Here is a 14,399-nt window from a genome sequence, read left to right as displayed (position 1 = left end):
CGACGCCGGCAGGCGGGAGCCCCTGCACGAGGAGGCGCCATGACCGCCGTCGTCATTGAAGAAAACCAGCAGACCCGCCGTTCCCCATGGACCGGACATGCCACCCGCGAAGAACTCGCCCACTGGCAGCAGATCGCCGAGGGCGTGGCCGCCGTGCTGAGCGCGGACGTGCTGGAGCGAGACCGCCGCAACGCGGACCCGCAGGCCGAAGTGGAGCTGCTGCGCAGTTCCGGCCTGTTCAACCTGATCATCCCCAGCGAGTGGGGCGGCGAGGGCGGCCACTGGGAAAGCGCGCTGCACGCCGTGCGCATCCTGGCCCGCACCGATGCCTCGATCGCGCAGATCCTCGCCTACCACTACGCCAACCTCGGCGCCGTGGTCTTCTACGGCGGCGCGCAGGTCCAGGAACGCCTGCTCCGCCGCTCGGCCCAGGGCCGCTGGTCCTGGGGCGACTCGGTCAACCCGGTGGATCCGAACCTGGAATTGGTTCCCGACGGCGACGGATACCGGCTGGACGGCGTCAAGCACTTCTCCACCGGAGCGTCCGTGGGCGACGCGATCCTGGTCAACGCCGCGATCACCTCCGGTCCGGATCAGGGCAAGTTCCTGGCCCTGGCCCTGGAACATGACCGGGCCGGAATCTCATTCCTCGGCGACTGGGACGCGTTGGGTCAGCGCCTCTCCGCGAGCGGCTCCGTGAAGTACGACGGCGTGCTGGTCACCTCCGCTGACATCATCGGCGAGGTGGGGGAGGAGCCTTTCTCCAGCCTGGTCACGCCGTACATCCAGCTGGCGTTCGGCAACGTCTATCTGGGCATCGCCCAAGGTGCGCTGGAACGCGGACGCCGGATCACCCTGGCGCGCAAGAACGCCTGGTTCCTCAGCCGCGCCGACACCTACGCACAGGATCCGCTGACCCAGCGGGTCTACGGGGAGCTCGCGTCCCGCGTGGCAGCCGTGGAAGCGCTGGCGGACCGGACGAACGGGCGCTTCGACGCGGCCATCGCCGTCGGCGGGGAACTGACGGCCGACGCACGCGCCGACATAGAGATCGAGATCGCCCGGCTCAAGGTCGTCTCCACCGAGGTGGGCGTGGACGTGGCCAACCGCATTTTTGAAGTCACCGGTTCCTCCTCCGCGAAAACCGAGGTGGGGCTGGACATCTTCTGGCGCAATGTCCGCACGCACACCCTGCACGACCCGGTGGACTACAAGAAGGTGGAGGTCGGCGCCCACTTCCTGCTGGGTGAAGTCCAGCCGATCTCGCTCTACACCTGATCCCCGCAGGCCCTTCCCGCGCAACGCCCCGTCGCGCAAACGCGTCGCCCAACACGCTTCCCCGCAGCCTGATCTGCGCAGTATCCCCACCCGACCCACCTCGGCCGTGCCCGGCCGAGACTCCAGGAGCACCACCATGACCGAAACCCTTGACTACACAACAACCTCCGTCCACGCGACCCGAGCCTTCGAAGCGGCGGCCGCCAAGTACCGTCCGATCTTCGACCGCATCGCCGCAGGAGCGCTGGACCGCGAACTGGCCCGCGAGCTGCCGTTTGAGCAGATCGGCTGGCTGAAGGACGCCGGCTTTGGCGCCGCCCGGATCCCCGCCGAACTCGGCGGCGACGGGCTGGACTGGGAAGAGTTCACCGAACTGCTGATCGAACTGGCCGCCGCGGACAGCAACATTCCGCAGGCGCTGCGCTCGCATATTGCGCTGGTGGAGGAGAACCTGTACCAGCACGGCCGCGGCGGGGACCGCAGCGGCTGGCTGCAGCGCTTCGCCTCCGGCCAGCTGGCCGGCAACGCGTGGACCGAACCGGGCGCCGGCGGCACCGCCACGGTGCTGTCCGAAGCCGGCGGCAAGCTGGTGCTGAACGGGCGCAAGTTCTACACCACGGGCACCATCTTCGCCGACTGGATCGACGTCACCGCCAAGCGGCCCGACGGCTCGGATGTCTCGGTGATCATCGCCACCAAGACAGCCGGCGTGGAAACCTACGACGACTGGGACGGCTTCGGCCAGCGGCTGACCGGCAGCGGCACCACGGTGTTCACCGACGCCGAGGTGGACCCGGCCAACGTGTCCGCGTTCGCCGACCGCTTCCCGTACCAGACGGCGCTCTACCAGCACATCCTGCTGGTGGCCCTGGCCGGCATCGCGCAGGCGGTCACCACCGACGCCGCCACCAACGTGCGGGAACGCAAGCGGGTGTTCGGCCACGGCAACGCGCCGCTGGTCCGGCACGACGCGCAGATCCTGCAGGTGGTCGGCGACATCAGCGCCAAGGCCTACGCCGCCAGGGCGACCACCCTGAGCGTGGCGCGCGCGTTGGATCGGGTCTTCGCGTCCCGGCTCCAGACCGCCGACGCCGAGAAGGCGGCCAACATCGCCGTCGAACTGGAATCCGGCCAGGCCCAGATTGTGCTCAGCACGCTGGTGCCGGAGGCCGCCGGCGAGCTGTTCAACACGCTCGGCGCCTCCTCCACCAGCACCGGCAAGTCGTTGGACCGGCACTGGCGCAATGCCCGCACGGTCGCCACGCACAACCCGTTCATCTACAAGTCCCGGATCGTGGGCGATTGGGAAGTCAACGCCGCCGAACCCCCGTTCGTCTGGACGATCGGCGAGGCCAACGCCGACGCCGCGCGCCAGCCACACACCCCCGCCGCCCGTTCCGCGGCCGTCTAAGAAGAAGGCAAGCCATGTCTGTTTCCAATCCCCAAAGAACTTTGGCGGCATCCGCAGCCGCACCCGAAGTAAGCGACCCCGACGCCGGAACCGCGCCGCGGCTCTCCGGCCGACTGGGCGTCGCCAGCATCGTGCTGATTGTGGTGGCCGCCGCGTCGCCGCTGGGCGTCATCGGCGGAACGGTTCCGCTGGCCATCGCCAGCGGCAACGGCGCCGGCCTCCCGTTCATCTACCTGCTGGCCACCGCAATCCTGCTGTTGTTCGCCGTCGGGTTCACCACCATGACGCCGCATGTGCCGTCGGCCGGCGCGTTCTACAGCTACGTGGACAAGGGCCTCGGCCGCCGCGCCGGACTGGGCGCGGCCTTCGTCGCCTTGCTCTCCTACCTCGCGCTGGAAGCCGGCGTCTACGGGCTCTTTGCCCCGGCCGTCGACGAGGTGGTCCGCGCCTACGGTGGCCCCTCACTGCCCTGGTGGGTGTGGGCCGCCGCCGCGGTGGTTGCCGTGGCCTGGCTGGGCCACCGCAACATCGAGTTGTCCGGAAAGGTGCTGGCCGTGCTGCTGGTGGCCGAAGTGCTGATCGTGCTGGTCCTGGACGCCGCCATCGTCTTTGGCGGCGGCGGGTCCGAGGGCCTCTCCACCGGGTTCCTCACCCCGTCCACCGTGCTGTCCGGGGCACCCGGGATTGCGCTGCTGTTCGCCATCCTGAGCTTCATCGGCTTCGAAGCCACCGCCGTTTTCCGGGATGAGGCCCGCGATCCGGACAAGACGATCCCGCGTGCCACGTACGTGGCCCTGCTGGTGGTGGGCGGCTTCTACGCCCTCTCCAGCTGGTTGCTGATCAGCGTCTGGGGCGATGGCGGCATCGTGCAGAAGGCCACGGACGCGCCCGGCACCCTGCTCTCCGAGACCACCGCGCTCTACCTGGGCACGGCTGGCAGCCACATTGTCCAGGTCCTGCTCGCCACCAGCCTGTTCGCGTGCATCCTGTCCTTCCACAACATCAGCTCACGCTATTTCTTCCAGCTGTCGGGGCAGGGCATCTTCCCCACCAAGCTGGCCAGCACCCACGCGAAGCACCGCTCTCCGCACCGGGCCTCCGGAGCGGCCACGGCAGTGGTGGCCCTGTTCCTGCTGGCCGCCGTCGTGGCAGGCTGGGATCCGATCGTGCAGTTCTACACCTGGTTCGCCGGCTTCTCCTCCCTGGGCGTGGTGGTGCTGATGACGCTCACCAGCGTCGCCGTGCTGGTCTTCTTCCGTCGCCAGGCAGCACCGGCCCGCAGTTGGAAGCGCTCGGTCGCCCCAGCACTCGGGCTGCTCGGGCTGCTGGGAATCCTGGGCCTGATCCTGCAGAACCTCCCGACCCTGGTCGGCAACAGCGTGCCGCTGGCCATCGCCGTCGTGGTGCTGATCCTGGCCTGCTTCGGGGCCGGAGCGGTGGTGGGATCAAAGCGGCCCCAGGCCGCAGCCGGCGCCGCACCGACGTCGTGATTTCTTACCCCGCGTGACGCGCAACATTTCCCTCAGGGCGCCTGCGGGTGTCCAATGGAGGAGTACCCATCCAGAGCGGCCGAGAGACCTGGCTTGTTGACGCCGCAGCAACCCCCTCATTGTGAGGAAGGTGCTACCGCCAGGACCGATGGAGAAGCTCGATCTCTCGTTGGTTCCTTAGGGCCACTGCATGCCCGCCGGGGACCGGCGCGGGCTCTTCTCATCAGCAAAGGAGCCTGACATGACCTTGAACAAGCAGCAGCATAACTCCCAGCGCCAGATACGCTTCAACGCCTTCGACATGAACTGCGTGGGGCACCAGTCGCCCGGACTGTGGCGCCACCCGCAGGACAAGTCCGCCACCTACAACACCATCGGCTACTGGACGCATCTGGCCAAGGTGCTGGAGAAGGGCCTGTTCGACGGCCTGTTCATTGCCGACGTGCTCGGCACCTACGACGTCTTTGGTTCGTCCAACGAGACGACGCTGCGGGCCGGCACGCAGGTCCCGGTGAATGATCCGTTCATGTTGGTGTCCGCCATGGCAGCGGTCACCGAGAACCTCGGTTTCGGTGTCACCGCGGGCACCGCCTATGAGCACCCGTACCCGTTTGCCCGCCGCCTGGCCACGCTGGACCACCTGACCAACGGCCGCGTCGGCTGGAACGTGGTGACCGGCTACCTGCCCTCGGCCGCCCGCAACATGGGCCAGGAAGACCAGTTGGAGCACGACGAGCGTTACAACCACGCCGACGAATACCTCGAGGTCATCTACAAGCTGCTCGAGGGTTCGTGGGAAGACGACGCGGTGGTCAAGGACCGCGAGTCAGGCGTTTTCACCGACCCCGCGAAGGTCCACGAAATCCGCCACGAGGGCAAGTACTTCAAGGTGCCGGGGATCGCGATCACCGAGCCGAGCCCGCAGCGCACCCCGGTGATCTTCCAGGCGGGCGCCTCCAAGCGCGGCACCCAGTTCGCCGCGGAGAACGCCGAAGCCGTGTTCGTCACCTGCCCCACTAAGGAAATGCTCGCGGCGGCGGTGAAGAAGATCCGCGACGCCGCTGAGGCCGCTGGCCGGGGCCGCTACGACGTCCGCATTTACGCCATGCAGACCGTGGTGACCGGGCCGGACGACGCCACCGCCCAGGCCAAGTTCGAGGATTATAAGTCCTACGCGGACGTCAACGGCGCGCTGGCCCTGATTTCGGGCTGGATGGGCGTGGACCTGTCCACCTACGGCCCGGACGACGTGATCGGCGAGAACGTGAAGTCCAACGCCATTCAGTCCTCGGTGGAAACCTTCCAGAAGGCCTCCGGCGACAGCGGCAAGCCATGGACCATCCGCCAACTGGCCGAATGGGTCGGCGTCGGCGGCTTCGGCCCGATCACGGTCGGTTCCGGCAAGGACGTGGCAGCCAAGTTGGTGGAGTGGGTCGAAGAGACCGACGTGGACGGCTTCAACCTGGCCTACGCCATCACCCCGGGCACGTTCGAGGACATCGTAGAATACGTGGTGCCGGAGCTGCAGAAGCTGGGCGCCTACCCCACGGAGTACGCGCCGGGCACGCTGCGCAACAAGCTCTTCGGCCGCGGCGACAAGCTGCCGGAGAGTCACAAGGCTGCTGGCTTCCGGCTGCACAACTCCCTGGTCCGCTGACCTCAGCGGTCAGCTGAGAACCAACTGAACCACGACGGCGGTGCGCCGCCCCTCGCGGGGCCGGCCCACCGCCGTCGGGAAAAACCATCCAGAGCGGCTGAGAGATCTGGCTCGATGACGCCGCAGCAACCCCGGCAACTGCCGCACGGTGCTAACGCCAGGACCGATGGAGAACCCGGGCCGGAACGGAGCCGGCTGCGTTATTTCTGCGCGCCGTGATCGGCTGTGCCCGGGGCTCCCCGACCTTGAGGAGCAGCATGAAACGTCATACCGCGGGCGGCCCGCAATGATTGAAATCCGTAATCTGTACAAAAGCTTTGGCACCCGGCACGGGACGGTCGAGGTACTCAAGGGCATCGACCTGACCATCGAGCAGGGGGCGATCACCGCCATCGTCGGCTCTTCCGGCGCCGGCAAGACCACCCTCTCCCATTGCATCTCGCTGTTGGAAAAGCCCACTTCCGGCCAGGTGCTGGTGGACGGCCGCGATCTGTCTGCGCTCTCCGGTCAGGCGCTGCGCAGCGAACGCCGCGCCATCGGCACCATCTTTCAGCACTCGGCGCTGCTGCGCCGGATGACGGTGGCCGAGAATGTTGCGCTGCCGCTGCGCAACCTGGGCGTGGTGCACGCCCAGATGGAGGACCGCGTGGCCGAACTGCTGGACCGTGTGGGCCTGCTGCACAAGGCCAACGCCTACCCCGGCCAGCTGTCCGGCGGCCAGAAGCAGCGGGTCGGCATCGCCCGGGCGCTGGCACTTCGGCCCCGGATCCTGCTCTCCGACGAATCGACGTCCGGCCTGGACCCTGAATCCACCCAGCAGATCCTGGACCTGTTGGACGACGTCCGCACTGAGCTGGGGCTGTCCGTCATCCTGATCACTCATGAGATGGACGTGGTGCGCCACGTCGCTGACCAGGTCGCCGTGCTGTCCGGCGGCCGGGTTTCGGAGTACGGGCCGATCGGCGCGCTTGTGGCCGACCCGGCCTCGGGCGCCGGGCGCCAACTGCTGCCCGTGCGGGCGCTGCCCCTGCCGGCCGGCTTCGACTACGCGCTGTCCCTCTCCTACCGGCACGGCCCGGTGGACCCGGAATGGCTGACGCGGCTGTCCACCGGCCTGAGTGTGCGAGTGGCGCTGCTAGGAGGTTCGGTGGAAGCTCATGGCGAATCCGTCTTGGGCCGCGCCGAAATCGGTGTCGCCGGCCGCCCGGAGGCCGAGGTCCGCGCCTATCTGGAGCAGCTGGGCCTGGTCGCGGAACCGCGGGCGGCAGGCATCGCACGGCCGACTGTGCCGCCGTCTGCCGTGAACGAACACGCAAGGAACGAGAAAATCGAGGTTCGCGCATGAGGCCCGCCGAAACCGCAGCCGTGGGGCTGGACACGCCCTGGACGGACTTGCCCGCCCTGCTGCTGCCGGCCTACGGCGAAACCTGGGCGATGGTCGGCATTGTGATGGCCCTGGTGATTCTGGTCGGCGGAGCCACCGGCGTGCTGCTGTACAACACTGACGGCCGCGGGCTGTTTCCGCGGCCGCGCCTGCACGGTGTGGTCAGCTGGCTGGTCAACATGGGACGCTCGCTGCCGTTCCTGGTGCTGATGGCAGCGATCATCCCGCTGACCAAGTGGGTGACCGGAACGACCATCGGCATTGCCGCGGCTGTGGTCCCGATGACGCTGGCCGGCATTCCGTTCTTCGCCCGCCTGGTGCAGAACGCGCTGAACGACCTGCCGCGCGAAAACATGGCCGTGGGCCTGGTCACCGGCAGCTCCACCGGGCAGATCATCCTCCAGACTCAGCTGCGCGAGGCGCTGCCGGGCCTGACCTCGGCGATCACGCTGAACACCATTTCGATGATCGAATACTCCGCCATTGCCGGAACGATCGGCGCCGGCGGCATCGGCTACTTGGCGGTCACCTACGGCTACCAGCGGTTCGACACCCATGTCATGGCTGCCACCATCGTTGTCCTCATCATCACGGTCCAGCTGGTGCAGTTCGCCGGCGACCGCATCTCCCGCGCGTTGCTGCGCCCCTAGCTTCCCCTTGACATCCAGGAGCATCACATCATGAGTACCCCTTCCGCCGGGTCCGGCCACGACCACGGCTTCACACTGCGCAAACAGTCGACCGCCCTGCCATGGAGCATTGCGGCGGTCGCCGCCGTCGTCGCCTTGGTTCTGGGACTGCTGCTGGTGCAGCAGCAGTCCCGGCCGGCCATCGCCGCCGCGGCCGACGGCGAGGTCACCTCGCCACTGAAGGTTCACTTTGAACCGGCGATGGCCGGCGAGGAGAAGATCCTCAAGTTCGTCGCCGAGGAGATCTCGCCGGACTACGGTGTCGAGATCGAGGCCGTGGGGCTGCAGGACCCGATCCAGGCGAATCGCGCCGTGGCCGAGGGCCAGTTCCACGCCACCATTTTCGAGCACCAGTGGTACATGCAGCAGTCGGCGGATGCCAGCGGCGTTGAACTGACGCCTACGGTGGAGCTCTTCCAGTGGGGCTTCGGGCTGTACTCCACCCGCTACGAGTCGATCGAGAGTCTGCCCCGGGGTGCGGTCCTGCTGCTTCCGAACGATGCGGCCAATCAGGGCCAGGCGCTCTGGCTGCTGCAACGCGAGGGGCTGCTGGAACTGGATCCGGCGGTCGAGCCGCGCACCGCAAAGATCCGTGATGTCACCGGAAATCCGCGTGGTTTCGTCCTGAAGGAAGCCGATCTGTTGGCGATGCCGCGCATGCTCGATTCGGTCGACGTGGCCATCGGATACGTTTCCCAGTTCGACGCCGGCAAGATCGGCCGCGACAAGGGCATTCTGTTCCCGGCGGCACCCAAGACCTTCGCCTCCCGCCTGGTGATTGGCACCGAGTTCAAGGACACGGCCGAGAGCAAAAAGCTGATCGAGATCTTCTCCGATCCGCGGCTGGAGGAATACCTGCGCACCACGGACGATCCGCTGGTCAAGGACGTGCTGACCCCGGTCTCCGCGGAGTAGCCACTGCTGCCGAACGGCCGGCGATCCGGCCCCAACGGCCGGCGATCCGGCCCGGCGGAACTCCCGGCGACCCCGGCCCGGCGGAACTCCCGCCATCCGGCCCGGGCGCGCTACATCTTTGCGTAGCGGGCCCGGGCACCCAGATACAGCCCGTAGCAGATCAACCCGACGGCCACCACGGCCAACGCGGCCGGCCCGAACGGCTGGTCGCGCAACGCCTTGAGCGCGCCGTCCAGGCCCTTCACGTCCTGCGGGTCATTCTGCACGGCGGCGACCGCCAGCAGCAGGCCGAGCACAAACAGGGCCAGCCCCTTGCCGACAAAGCCGACGATGCCCAGCCAGGTCACGGCCGTGCGGACTCCGCCCTGCGGCAGCGGCTTGAGGTCTTTGAAGAAGTTCCGCAACACGCCTTTGACCACGTAGTAGATGCCGGCTCCGATGATCACCGCGCCGATCAGGAACAGCACCACGGCGCCGCCCGGCCACTGCATCAGCTTGGTACTGGCGTCCTGCGATTTCTCGCTGCTGTTGCTGCCGGAGCCCAGGGCAAAGCTGCCGAAGGTCACCGCTATCGCTCCGTAAACGATGGCCAGGCCCACGGCCTTCGCCCGGTAGCCCCACTTTTTCTTGTTCTCCAGGTTACGGCCGCCGAAGACCGCGTCGCTGACCTGCCACAGGGCCAGGGCCGCGGCGCCCAGCATGCCCGCCCAGAGCAGGAACAGTCCGCCCGGGCGTTGCGCCAGGCTGGAGGCCGCTCCGGACTGGTCCGCCTCGCCGCCTCCGCCGAAGGCCAGCCGCAGCGCGATGGCGCCGATCAGCAGGTGCAGCAGCCCGCTGGCCGCGTACCCGGTGCGTGCCACCCACTCGAACGTCTTGGAGTCGGCGGCCTCCTCGGTCTTGTCCACAGCCTTGCCGGCCGCCCGCTTGGCTTCCCTGCCGGTGTCTGCCATGGCTCTCCTCTCTTGTGCCGGCCCCGTCGGCACCTCGTGGCGCCTGTCAGGAGCCAGACGCCGGCGCACAAGCACCGCCGTTGTTCCCCGTGAAACATCCGTGAAACCATCCTGCCACCGAAGTCCCCGCCGCGCACCGGCAACCCCGTGACCGGGCTGGGCGGGTAGCAGTAGGCTCGTGCCTATGGACGCGACCGCGCTGCGTGAATTCTGCCTCTCCCTGCCCGGGGCGTTCGAGGACTTCCCGTTCGGCCCCGAGGCATCGGTGTTCAAGGTCCGTGCGCCCGGGCGGGACGCCAAAATGTTCGCGTTGTTGGACCTCAAGGCGCCGCGGCTGAGCATCAGTCTCAAGTGCGAACCGGTGCTCGCGCAGCAGCTGCGGAAGGCGCACCCGGAGATCACCGGCGCCTATCACCTGAACAAAACGCACTGGAATGGAGTGCGCTGCGACGGCGCGCTGCCCGATGACATGCTGCGCGACATGATCGAGGACTCGTACGACCTCGTGGTGGCGTCGCTGCCGCGCCGGGACCGCGAGTCGCTGGGCTGGATGGGCCTGGCCCGCGGCGACGACGTGCGGCAGGGCTGAGCGGTGCAAGCCAAGGATCTCAGCGGTGCCGGACTGACGTACGACGGCGAGGGGCTCACCCGGGTGCGCCGCACGCCGCCCGGCTTTCGGACCACCGAGGCACGCACCGCGGTTGGCGTCGGGGAGGACGCGTTCCGCCGGCTGGCCGAGGGCCTGATGGGCTGGGAGCTGCACCGGCTGGCCGGCCTGCGGGTCGACGCTTCCACGCCCGCGGCCGCCGAAGGCGTGGACGTGGTGCCCGGATTCGGGGTCGGACCGCTGCGGTTGTCCGCGCCCTGCCGCGTGGTGTGGACGGAGCGGACCGCCACCCGGACCGGTTTTGGCTACGGCACGCTGCCGGGACACCCGGAGTCAGGCGAAGAGGGCTTCGTGGCGTCGCTGGAGGAGAACGGGTTGGTGGTCTTCGACCTGTATGCGTTCAGCCGGCACTCCAACTGGTTTTACCGGGCGGGTGGCCCGGTGGCGGCAGCTGCCCAGCGGCTGGTCACCCGGCGCTATGTTTCCGCCGCCAAAGCGCTCGCCGGAGGCTTGGCCGGGTGATGGGCCAGCTGAACTCCCATGACAGGATTGAAGGACACCTAGAGAAAGGCTGAATCCGCGTGATTTTCATTGTGGTCAAGTTCAAGGTCAAGAACGAGCACGCCGACAACTTCCCGGAGTTGGTCCGCGAGTTCACGGAAGCCACCCGCGCCGAGCCGGGCAACCTGTGGTTCGACTGGTCGCGCAGCGTGGAGGATCCGAACGAGTATGTCCTGGTGGAAGCCTTCAAGGATGACGCCGCCGAAGCGCATGTGAAGAGCGAGCACTTCAAGAAGGCCATGCAGGAGCAGCCGCAGTACCTGCAGGAGACTCCGCGCATCATCAGTCGCCAGATCGACGGCGAGGGCTGGGACAAGATGGGCGAAATGAGCGTCGCCTAGCAATTTTCTGTGGGTGGGGCAGGCATCGCCTGCCCCGCCCACGGTTGGGGCAGGCATCGCCTGCCCCGCCCACGGTTGAAAACATGCTGCCCCAACGACGCGTACCGCGGTAGGGTGTGGCCCATGAACGACGGCGGCGTACTGGCCGGCGGTGTGGCCAACGCCGGGGCGGTCATCAGAGTTGGCGATGAGGTTCGCCGTCCCGCCTCGGCTCAGACGGAACTGGTTTTTAGCCTGCTGGAGCATGTCAGGTCCAAGGGGTTCACCGGAGTCCCTGAGCCTCTGGGGATCGATGAGCAGGGGAGGGAGCGGCTGCGCTACATTCCGGGCCAGGTGGCCATTCCGCCGTTTCCTCGGTGGTCACTTTCCCCCGAACTGCTGGCGTCGGTCGCACGCCTGTTGCGCGCATTCCATGACGCCGTTGCCGACTTCGTTCCACCGAGGAACGCCACCTGGAACACCGAGCTGGCACACCCCGCGGGCGGTCAGATCGTCGGGCACAACGACGTGTGTATGGAGAACGTCATTGTGCGCCAGGGACGGGCAGCCGCACTGATCGACTTTGAATTCGCTGCCCCAACCCACCCGCTGCACGATCTCGCGGTTTTGGCGCGGCACTGGGTCCCCCTTGAAACCCCAGAGGACGCGGCGCGCGACGGCCGATCGGGCCGTGGGGTTGCCGCCCGGTTGCGGATCGTGGCGGACGCCTATGGGATTCCCTTCGGCGCGCAGCGCGACGAGTACTTGGGCCACATCGTCGCGGGCATCCACCGTTCCGGTCCCTTCGTTCTGGCTCGCATTGAGCGCGGGGAGCAGGCTTTCATTGACCTGTGGGAACGCAGCGGTGGACACGACCGCATTGCGCGGCGCATAGCCTGGATTGACTCGATGCGATCCGAGCTGGCCGCGGCGCTCAACACTGCCTAGGAACCTGACTCGGCTGCCCGGCCCATCCAACAGGGGGCGCCGGATCTGGCACGCAGAATTTTCTGCGGCCGGCGGGCGGATCAGATTACGCAGGGGTGGCAACGGCCAGCATCTTCGCCACAATAGGGCGCATGGAACAGTTCACGCCGCGCACCGCCATCGTTACCGGCTCCGATTCGGGCATCGGCCGGGCTACCGCCGTCGCCCTGGCTAAGGCTGGCATGGATGTCGGGATCACTTGGCATTCGGACCGGGATGGCGCCGAGGACACGGCGAAGGAGGTCCGCGCGCTCGGCCGCAGCGCCGCCGTCGTCCAATTGGACACCACGGACCTGCCCGGCTGCGGGGAGGTGGTCGATGCGCTCGCGGAGCAGCTCGGCGGGCTTGATGTGTTCGTCAACAACTCCGGTACCGGGGCCATGGAGCCGTTCCTTGAGCTGGACTATGAGACGTGGCGGAACGTGGTGGCCACCGATTTGGACGGCGCGTTTGTCTGCATGCAGCGGGCGGCGCGGCGCATGGCGGACGCCGGCCGCGGGGGCCGAATCATCGCCGTGACCAGCGTGCACGAGCACCAGCCGATGGTCGGCGCAGCCCCGTATGACGCCGCGAAGCACGGGCTCGGCGGACTGGTGAAGAACATGGCGCTGGAGCTTGGCCGGCACGGCATCACGGTCAACGCGGTCGCGCCCGGCGAGATCGCCACCGCCATGACCGGCAACGAGGACCAGGATCCGTCGGCCATCGACCGGCCGGGCATCCCGCTGGCCAGGCCCGGCGACGCCCGGGAAGTGGCCGCGGTGATCGCATTTCTCGCATCGGCCGACGCCGGCTACGTGACCGGCGCGTCCTGGGCGGTGGATGGCGGCATGCTGCAGATGGGGCCGCAGGCCGGGGCGGCCGTGACCGGCCACGGCTGGCGCAAGGTGTAAGTGCGGGGGTGAGTGCCGCCGTCGTTAGTTAGCTGGCTGCGGTCCGCTCCGTGGAGCCGCGCACAATCAGCGAGCTCTCCAAGGTGAGCTGGGGCTGCTCGAGGTTGCGGCCTTCGATCAGGCCGCGCAGCTGTTCTCCGGCCTTGAGGCCCAGGCGGGTGGCGGGAAGGTGGACGCTGGTGAGGCCAGGGTTGCTGGTGGCGGAGTAGGGCAGGTCGTCGAAGCCGGCGACGGCGAGTTCGTCCGGGATCCGCACGCCGGCAATGCGCGCTTGCTGCAGCACGCCGTATGCGTGGGTATCGGTGGCGCAGACGACGGCGGTGAACCCAGCTTGCTGCCACTGGGGCCAGGCGGCGGCAAACGCCTCGGCCGCCGCGCCGACGTCGATCGTCGTGCTGATGATGTGGGCCGGGTCCACGGTCATTCCGCGCGCGGCCGCCTCCTCCAGGAAGGCCGTGCGGCGGATGGTGAAGGTGGCTGTGCCGGTCACGCTGTCCAGGTACGCCACTCGCTGGTGGCCGGCGGCGGCCAGATGCGCCGCGAGTTCGCGGGCGCCGTGGGCCACGTCGAGGTTGACGGACGGCGCATAAGCCTCCAGCCCGGGCGCGTCGAGCAGCACCATGGGGCCGGTGGCGGAGAGGTCCTCGAGGAACGCGGCATCGGGGGCATCCACCAGCAGACCTGCCGGGCGCAGGGCGCGGAGTCGGCGGATGTCATCGGCGCGGGGAAATTCGCCGGCCTCGGTGACGGAGAGCAGCAGTTGGAAGTCCGCGCCGAGGGACTCTCGGACGCCGGCAACAACCTTGGCGAAGAACGGGTTGGAAATGTCCGGCGCCACCAGAACCACAATGGAGCTGACTCCCTTGGCCAGCGAACTGCCCACGCTGTCCACCACGTATCCGAGATCGGCGATGGCCTGGCGGACCCGGGAGATGTTGTCCGCGGACACCCGCCCGCGCGTCTTGCCGTTGGCCACCAGAGAAACCGTCGCCGTGGAGACCCCGGCGCGTGCCGCCACCATCGCCGCGGTCACCCGCCCACCGGGGCGCGTCGGGTGGTGGGGAGGGCGGGCGGAATCCATGAGCCCATGATAGGCGTGATCAAGCATCACAAGGCATCAAGCGCTTGACGCGTGTTTACGTCAAGCGTTTGACGTGACCCGGGAGCGGGTGTCACACTTCCTGTGACCAAATTCCCGCTGCGGCGGGCCCCGATGACGTGGAGAGAAAACATGGACGCCACTTCCGCGACGCCTGG

The 14,399-nt window shown here is 68.0% G+C and carries 14 protein-coding genes and 2 riboswitches; of the genes, 12 read left to right on the top strand and 2 right to left on the bottom strand.

Annotation, left to right across the window (positions count from 1 at the left end):
* Positions 1-39: 39 nt before the first annotated feature.
* The 7 genes from AC5RWT_RS17340 to AC5RWT_RS17310 all read left to right on the top strand — a co-directional run bounded on the left by AC5RWT_RS17340 (position 40) and on the right by AC5RWT_RS17310 (position 8,824).
* Positions 40-1,278, top strand: coding sequence for an acyl-CoA dehydrogenase family protein (locus AC5RWT_RS17340; protein ID WP_494081235.1), 1,239 nt, complete (start codon positions 40-42; stop codon positions 1,276-1,278).
* A 136-nt stretch (positions 1,279-1,414) separates the two neighbouring features.
* Positions 1,415-2,689, top strand: a complete 1,275-nt coding sequence (locus AC5RWT_RS17335; RefSeq protein WP_494081234.1) for an acyl-CoA dehydrogenase family protein — start codon at positions 1,415-1,417, stop codon at positions 2,687-2,689.
* Between the two features lie 14 nt (positions 2,690-2,703).
* Positions 2,704-4,179: an APC family permease gene (locus AC5RWT_RS17330; protein WP_494081233.1), complete on the top strand. Its 1,476-nt coding sequence runs from the start codon at positions 2,704-2,706 to the stop codon at positions 4,177-4,179.
* Positions 4,180-4,242: 63 nt separating this feature from the next.
* Positions 4,243-4,334: riboswitch (SAM riboswitch) on the top strand.
* A gap of 86 nt (positions 4,335-4,420) precedes the next feature.
* Positions 4,421-5,836, top strand: coding sequence for an LLM class flavin-dependent oxidoreductase (locus AC5RWT_RS17325; protein ID WP_494081232.1), 1,416 nt, complete (start codon positions 4,421-4,423; stop codon positions 5,834-5,836).
* A gap of 81 nt (positions 5,837-5,917) precedes the next feature.
* Positions 5,918-6,009, top strand: a riboswitch (SAM riboswitch).
* Positions 6,010-6,122: 113 nt separating this feature from the next.
* On the top strand, positions 6,123-7,181 hold the full coding sequence (locus tag AC5RWT_RS17320) for a methionine ABC transporter ATP-binding protein (protein WP_494081231.1): 1,059 nt from the start codon (positions 6,123-6,125) through the stop codon (positions 7,179-7,181).
* Entirely contained in the window at positions 7,178-7,870 is a 693-nt protein-coding gene (locus tag AC5RWT_RS17315; protein ID WP_494081230.1) for a methionine ABC transporter permease, read from the top strand. The genes AC5RWT_RS17320 and AC5RWT_RS17315 overlap by 4 nt, the downstream gene beginning before the upstream one ends.
* Before the next feature lie 30 nt (positions 7,871-7,900).
* On the top strand, positions 7,901-8,824 hold the full coding sequence (locus AC5RWT_RS17310; protein WP_494081229.1) for a MetQ/NlpA family ABC transporter substrate-binding protein: 924 nt from the start codon (positions 7,901-7,903) through the stop codon (positions 8,822-8,824).
* Positions 8,825-8,934: 110 nt separating this feature from the next.
* Here the strand turns inward: AC5RWT_RS17310 and AC5RWT_RS17305 are convergent, their stop codons facing one another.
* On the bottom strand, positions 8,935-9,774 hold the full coding sequence (locus AC5RWT_RS17305) for a DUF1206 domain-containing protein (RefSeq protein WP_494081228.1): 840 nt from the start codon (positions 9,772-9,774) through the stop codon (positions 8,935-8,937).
* A gap of 184 nt (positions 9,775-9,958) precedes the next feature.
* On the opposite strand from AC5RWT_RS17305, the gene AC5RWT_RS17300 reads away from it, so the two are divergent.
* The 5 genes from AC5RWT_RS17300 to AC5RWT_RS17280 all read left to right on the top strand — a co-directional run bounded on the left by AC5RWT_RS17300 (position 9,959) and on the right by AC5RWT_RS17280 (position 13,142).
* On the top strand, positions 9,959-10,363 hold the full coding sequence (locus AC5RWT_RS17300; RefSeq protein WP_494081227.1) for an MmcQ/YjbR family DNA-binding protein: 405 nt from the start codon (positions 9,959-9,961) through the stop codon (positions 10,361-10,363).
* Between the two features lie 3 nt (positions 10,364-10,366).
* The gene (locus AC5RWT_RS17295; protein ID WP_494081226.1) at positions 10,367-10,903 is read left to right on the top strand and encodes a DUF1990 domain-containing protein; all 537 of its coding nucleotides are present in this window, start codon (positions 10,367-10,369) and stop codon (positions 10,901-10,903) included.
* A gap of 59 nt (positions 10,904-10,962) precedes the next feature.
* A complete protein-coding gene (locus AC5RWT_RS17290; RefSeq protein ID WP_494081225.1) occupies positions 10,963-11,283 on the top strand; it encodes a putative quinol monooxygenase in 321 nt (106 codons plus the stop codon).
* Between the two features lie 123 nt (positions 11,284-11,406).
* Positions 11,407-12,210 (top strand): phosphotransferase, encoded by an 804-nt coding sequence (locus tag AC5RWT_RS17285; RefSeq protein WP_494081224.1) that lies wholly within the window; start codon positions 11,407-11,409, stop codon positions 12,208-12,210.
* 131 nt (positions 12,211-12,341) lie between these two features.
* The gene (locus AC5RWT_RS17280) at positions 12,342-13,142 is read left to right on the top strand and encodes an SDR family oxidoreductase (RefSeq protein ID WP_494081223.1); all 801 of its coding nucleotides are present in this window, start codon (positions 12,342-12,344) and stop codon (positions 13,140-13,142) included.
* Positions 13,143-13,170: 28 nt separating this feature from the next.
* Here AC5RWT_RS17280 and AC5RWT_RS17275 read toward each other — a convergent pair whose 3' ends face one another.
* Positions 13,171-14,163, bottom strand: a complete 993-nt coding sequence (locus AC5RWT_RS17275; RefSeq protein WP_494081250.1) for a LacI family DNA-binding transcriptional regulator — start codon at positions 14,161-14,163, stop codon at positions 13,171-13,173.
* Positions 14,164-14,399 lie beyond the last annotated feature (236 nt).

The organism is Arthrobacter sp. Dra40 (genome assembly GCF_059091905.1).
This window is presented reverse-complemented; position numbering and strand designations above follow the sequence as displayed.

Coding starts and splice junctions, on each gene's coding strand:
- AC5RWT_RS17340 (WP_494081235.1), top strand. CDS start 40: ATGACCGCCGTCGTCATTGAAGAAAACCAGCAGACCCGCCGTTCCCCA.
- AC5RWT_RS17335 (WP_494081234.1), top strand. CDS start 1,415: ATGACCGAAACCCTTGACTACACAACAACCTCCGTCCACGCGACCCGA.
- AC5RWT_RS17330 (WP_494081233.1), top strand. CDS start 2,704: ATGTCTGTTTCCAATCCCCAAAGAACTTTGGCGGCATCCGCAGCCGCA.
- AC5RWT_RS17325 (WP_494081232.1), top strand. CDS start 4,421: ATGACCTTGAACAAGCAGCAGCATAACTCCCAGCGCCAGATACGCTTC.
- AC5RWT_RS17320 (WP_494081231.1), top strand. CDS start 6,123: ATGATTGAAATCCGTAATCTGTACAAAAGCTTTGGCACCCGGCACGGG.
- AC5RWT_RS17315 (WP_494081230.1), top strand. CDS start 7,178: ATGAGGCCCGCCGAAACCGCAGCCGTGGGGCTGGACACGCCCTGGACG.
- AC5RWT_RS17310 (WP_494081229.1), top strand. CDS start 7,901: ATGAGTACCCCTTCCGCCGGGTCCGGCCACGACCACGGCTTCACACTG.
- AC5RWT_RS17305 (WP_494081228.1), bottom strand. CDS start 9,774: ATGGCAGACACCGGCAGGGAAGCCAAGCGGGCGGCCGGCAAGGCTGTG.
- AC5RWT_RS17300 (WP_494081227.1), top strand. CDS start 9,959: ATGGACGCGACCGCGCTGCGTGAATTCTGCCTCTCCCTGCCCGGGGCG.
- AC5RWT_RS17285 (WP_494081224.1), top strand. CDS start 11,407: ATGAACGACGGCGGCGTACTGGCCGGCGGTGTGGCCAACGCCGGGGCG.
- AC5RWT_RS17280 (WP_494081223.1), top strand. CDS start 12,342: ATGGAACAGTTCACGCCGCGCACCGCCATCGTTACCGGCTCCGATTCG.
- AC5RWT_RS17275 (WP_494081250.1), bottom strand. CDS start 14,163: ATGGTGGCGGCACGCGCCGGGGTCTCCACGGCGACGGTTTCTCTGGTG.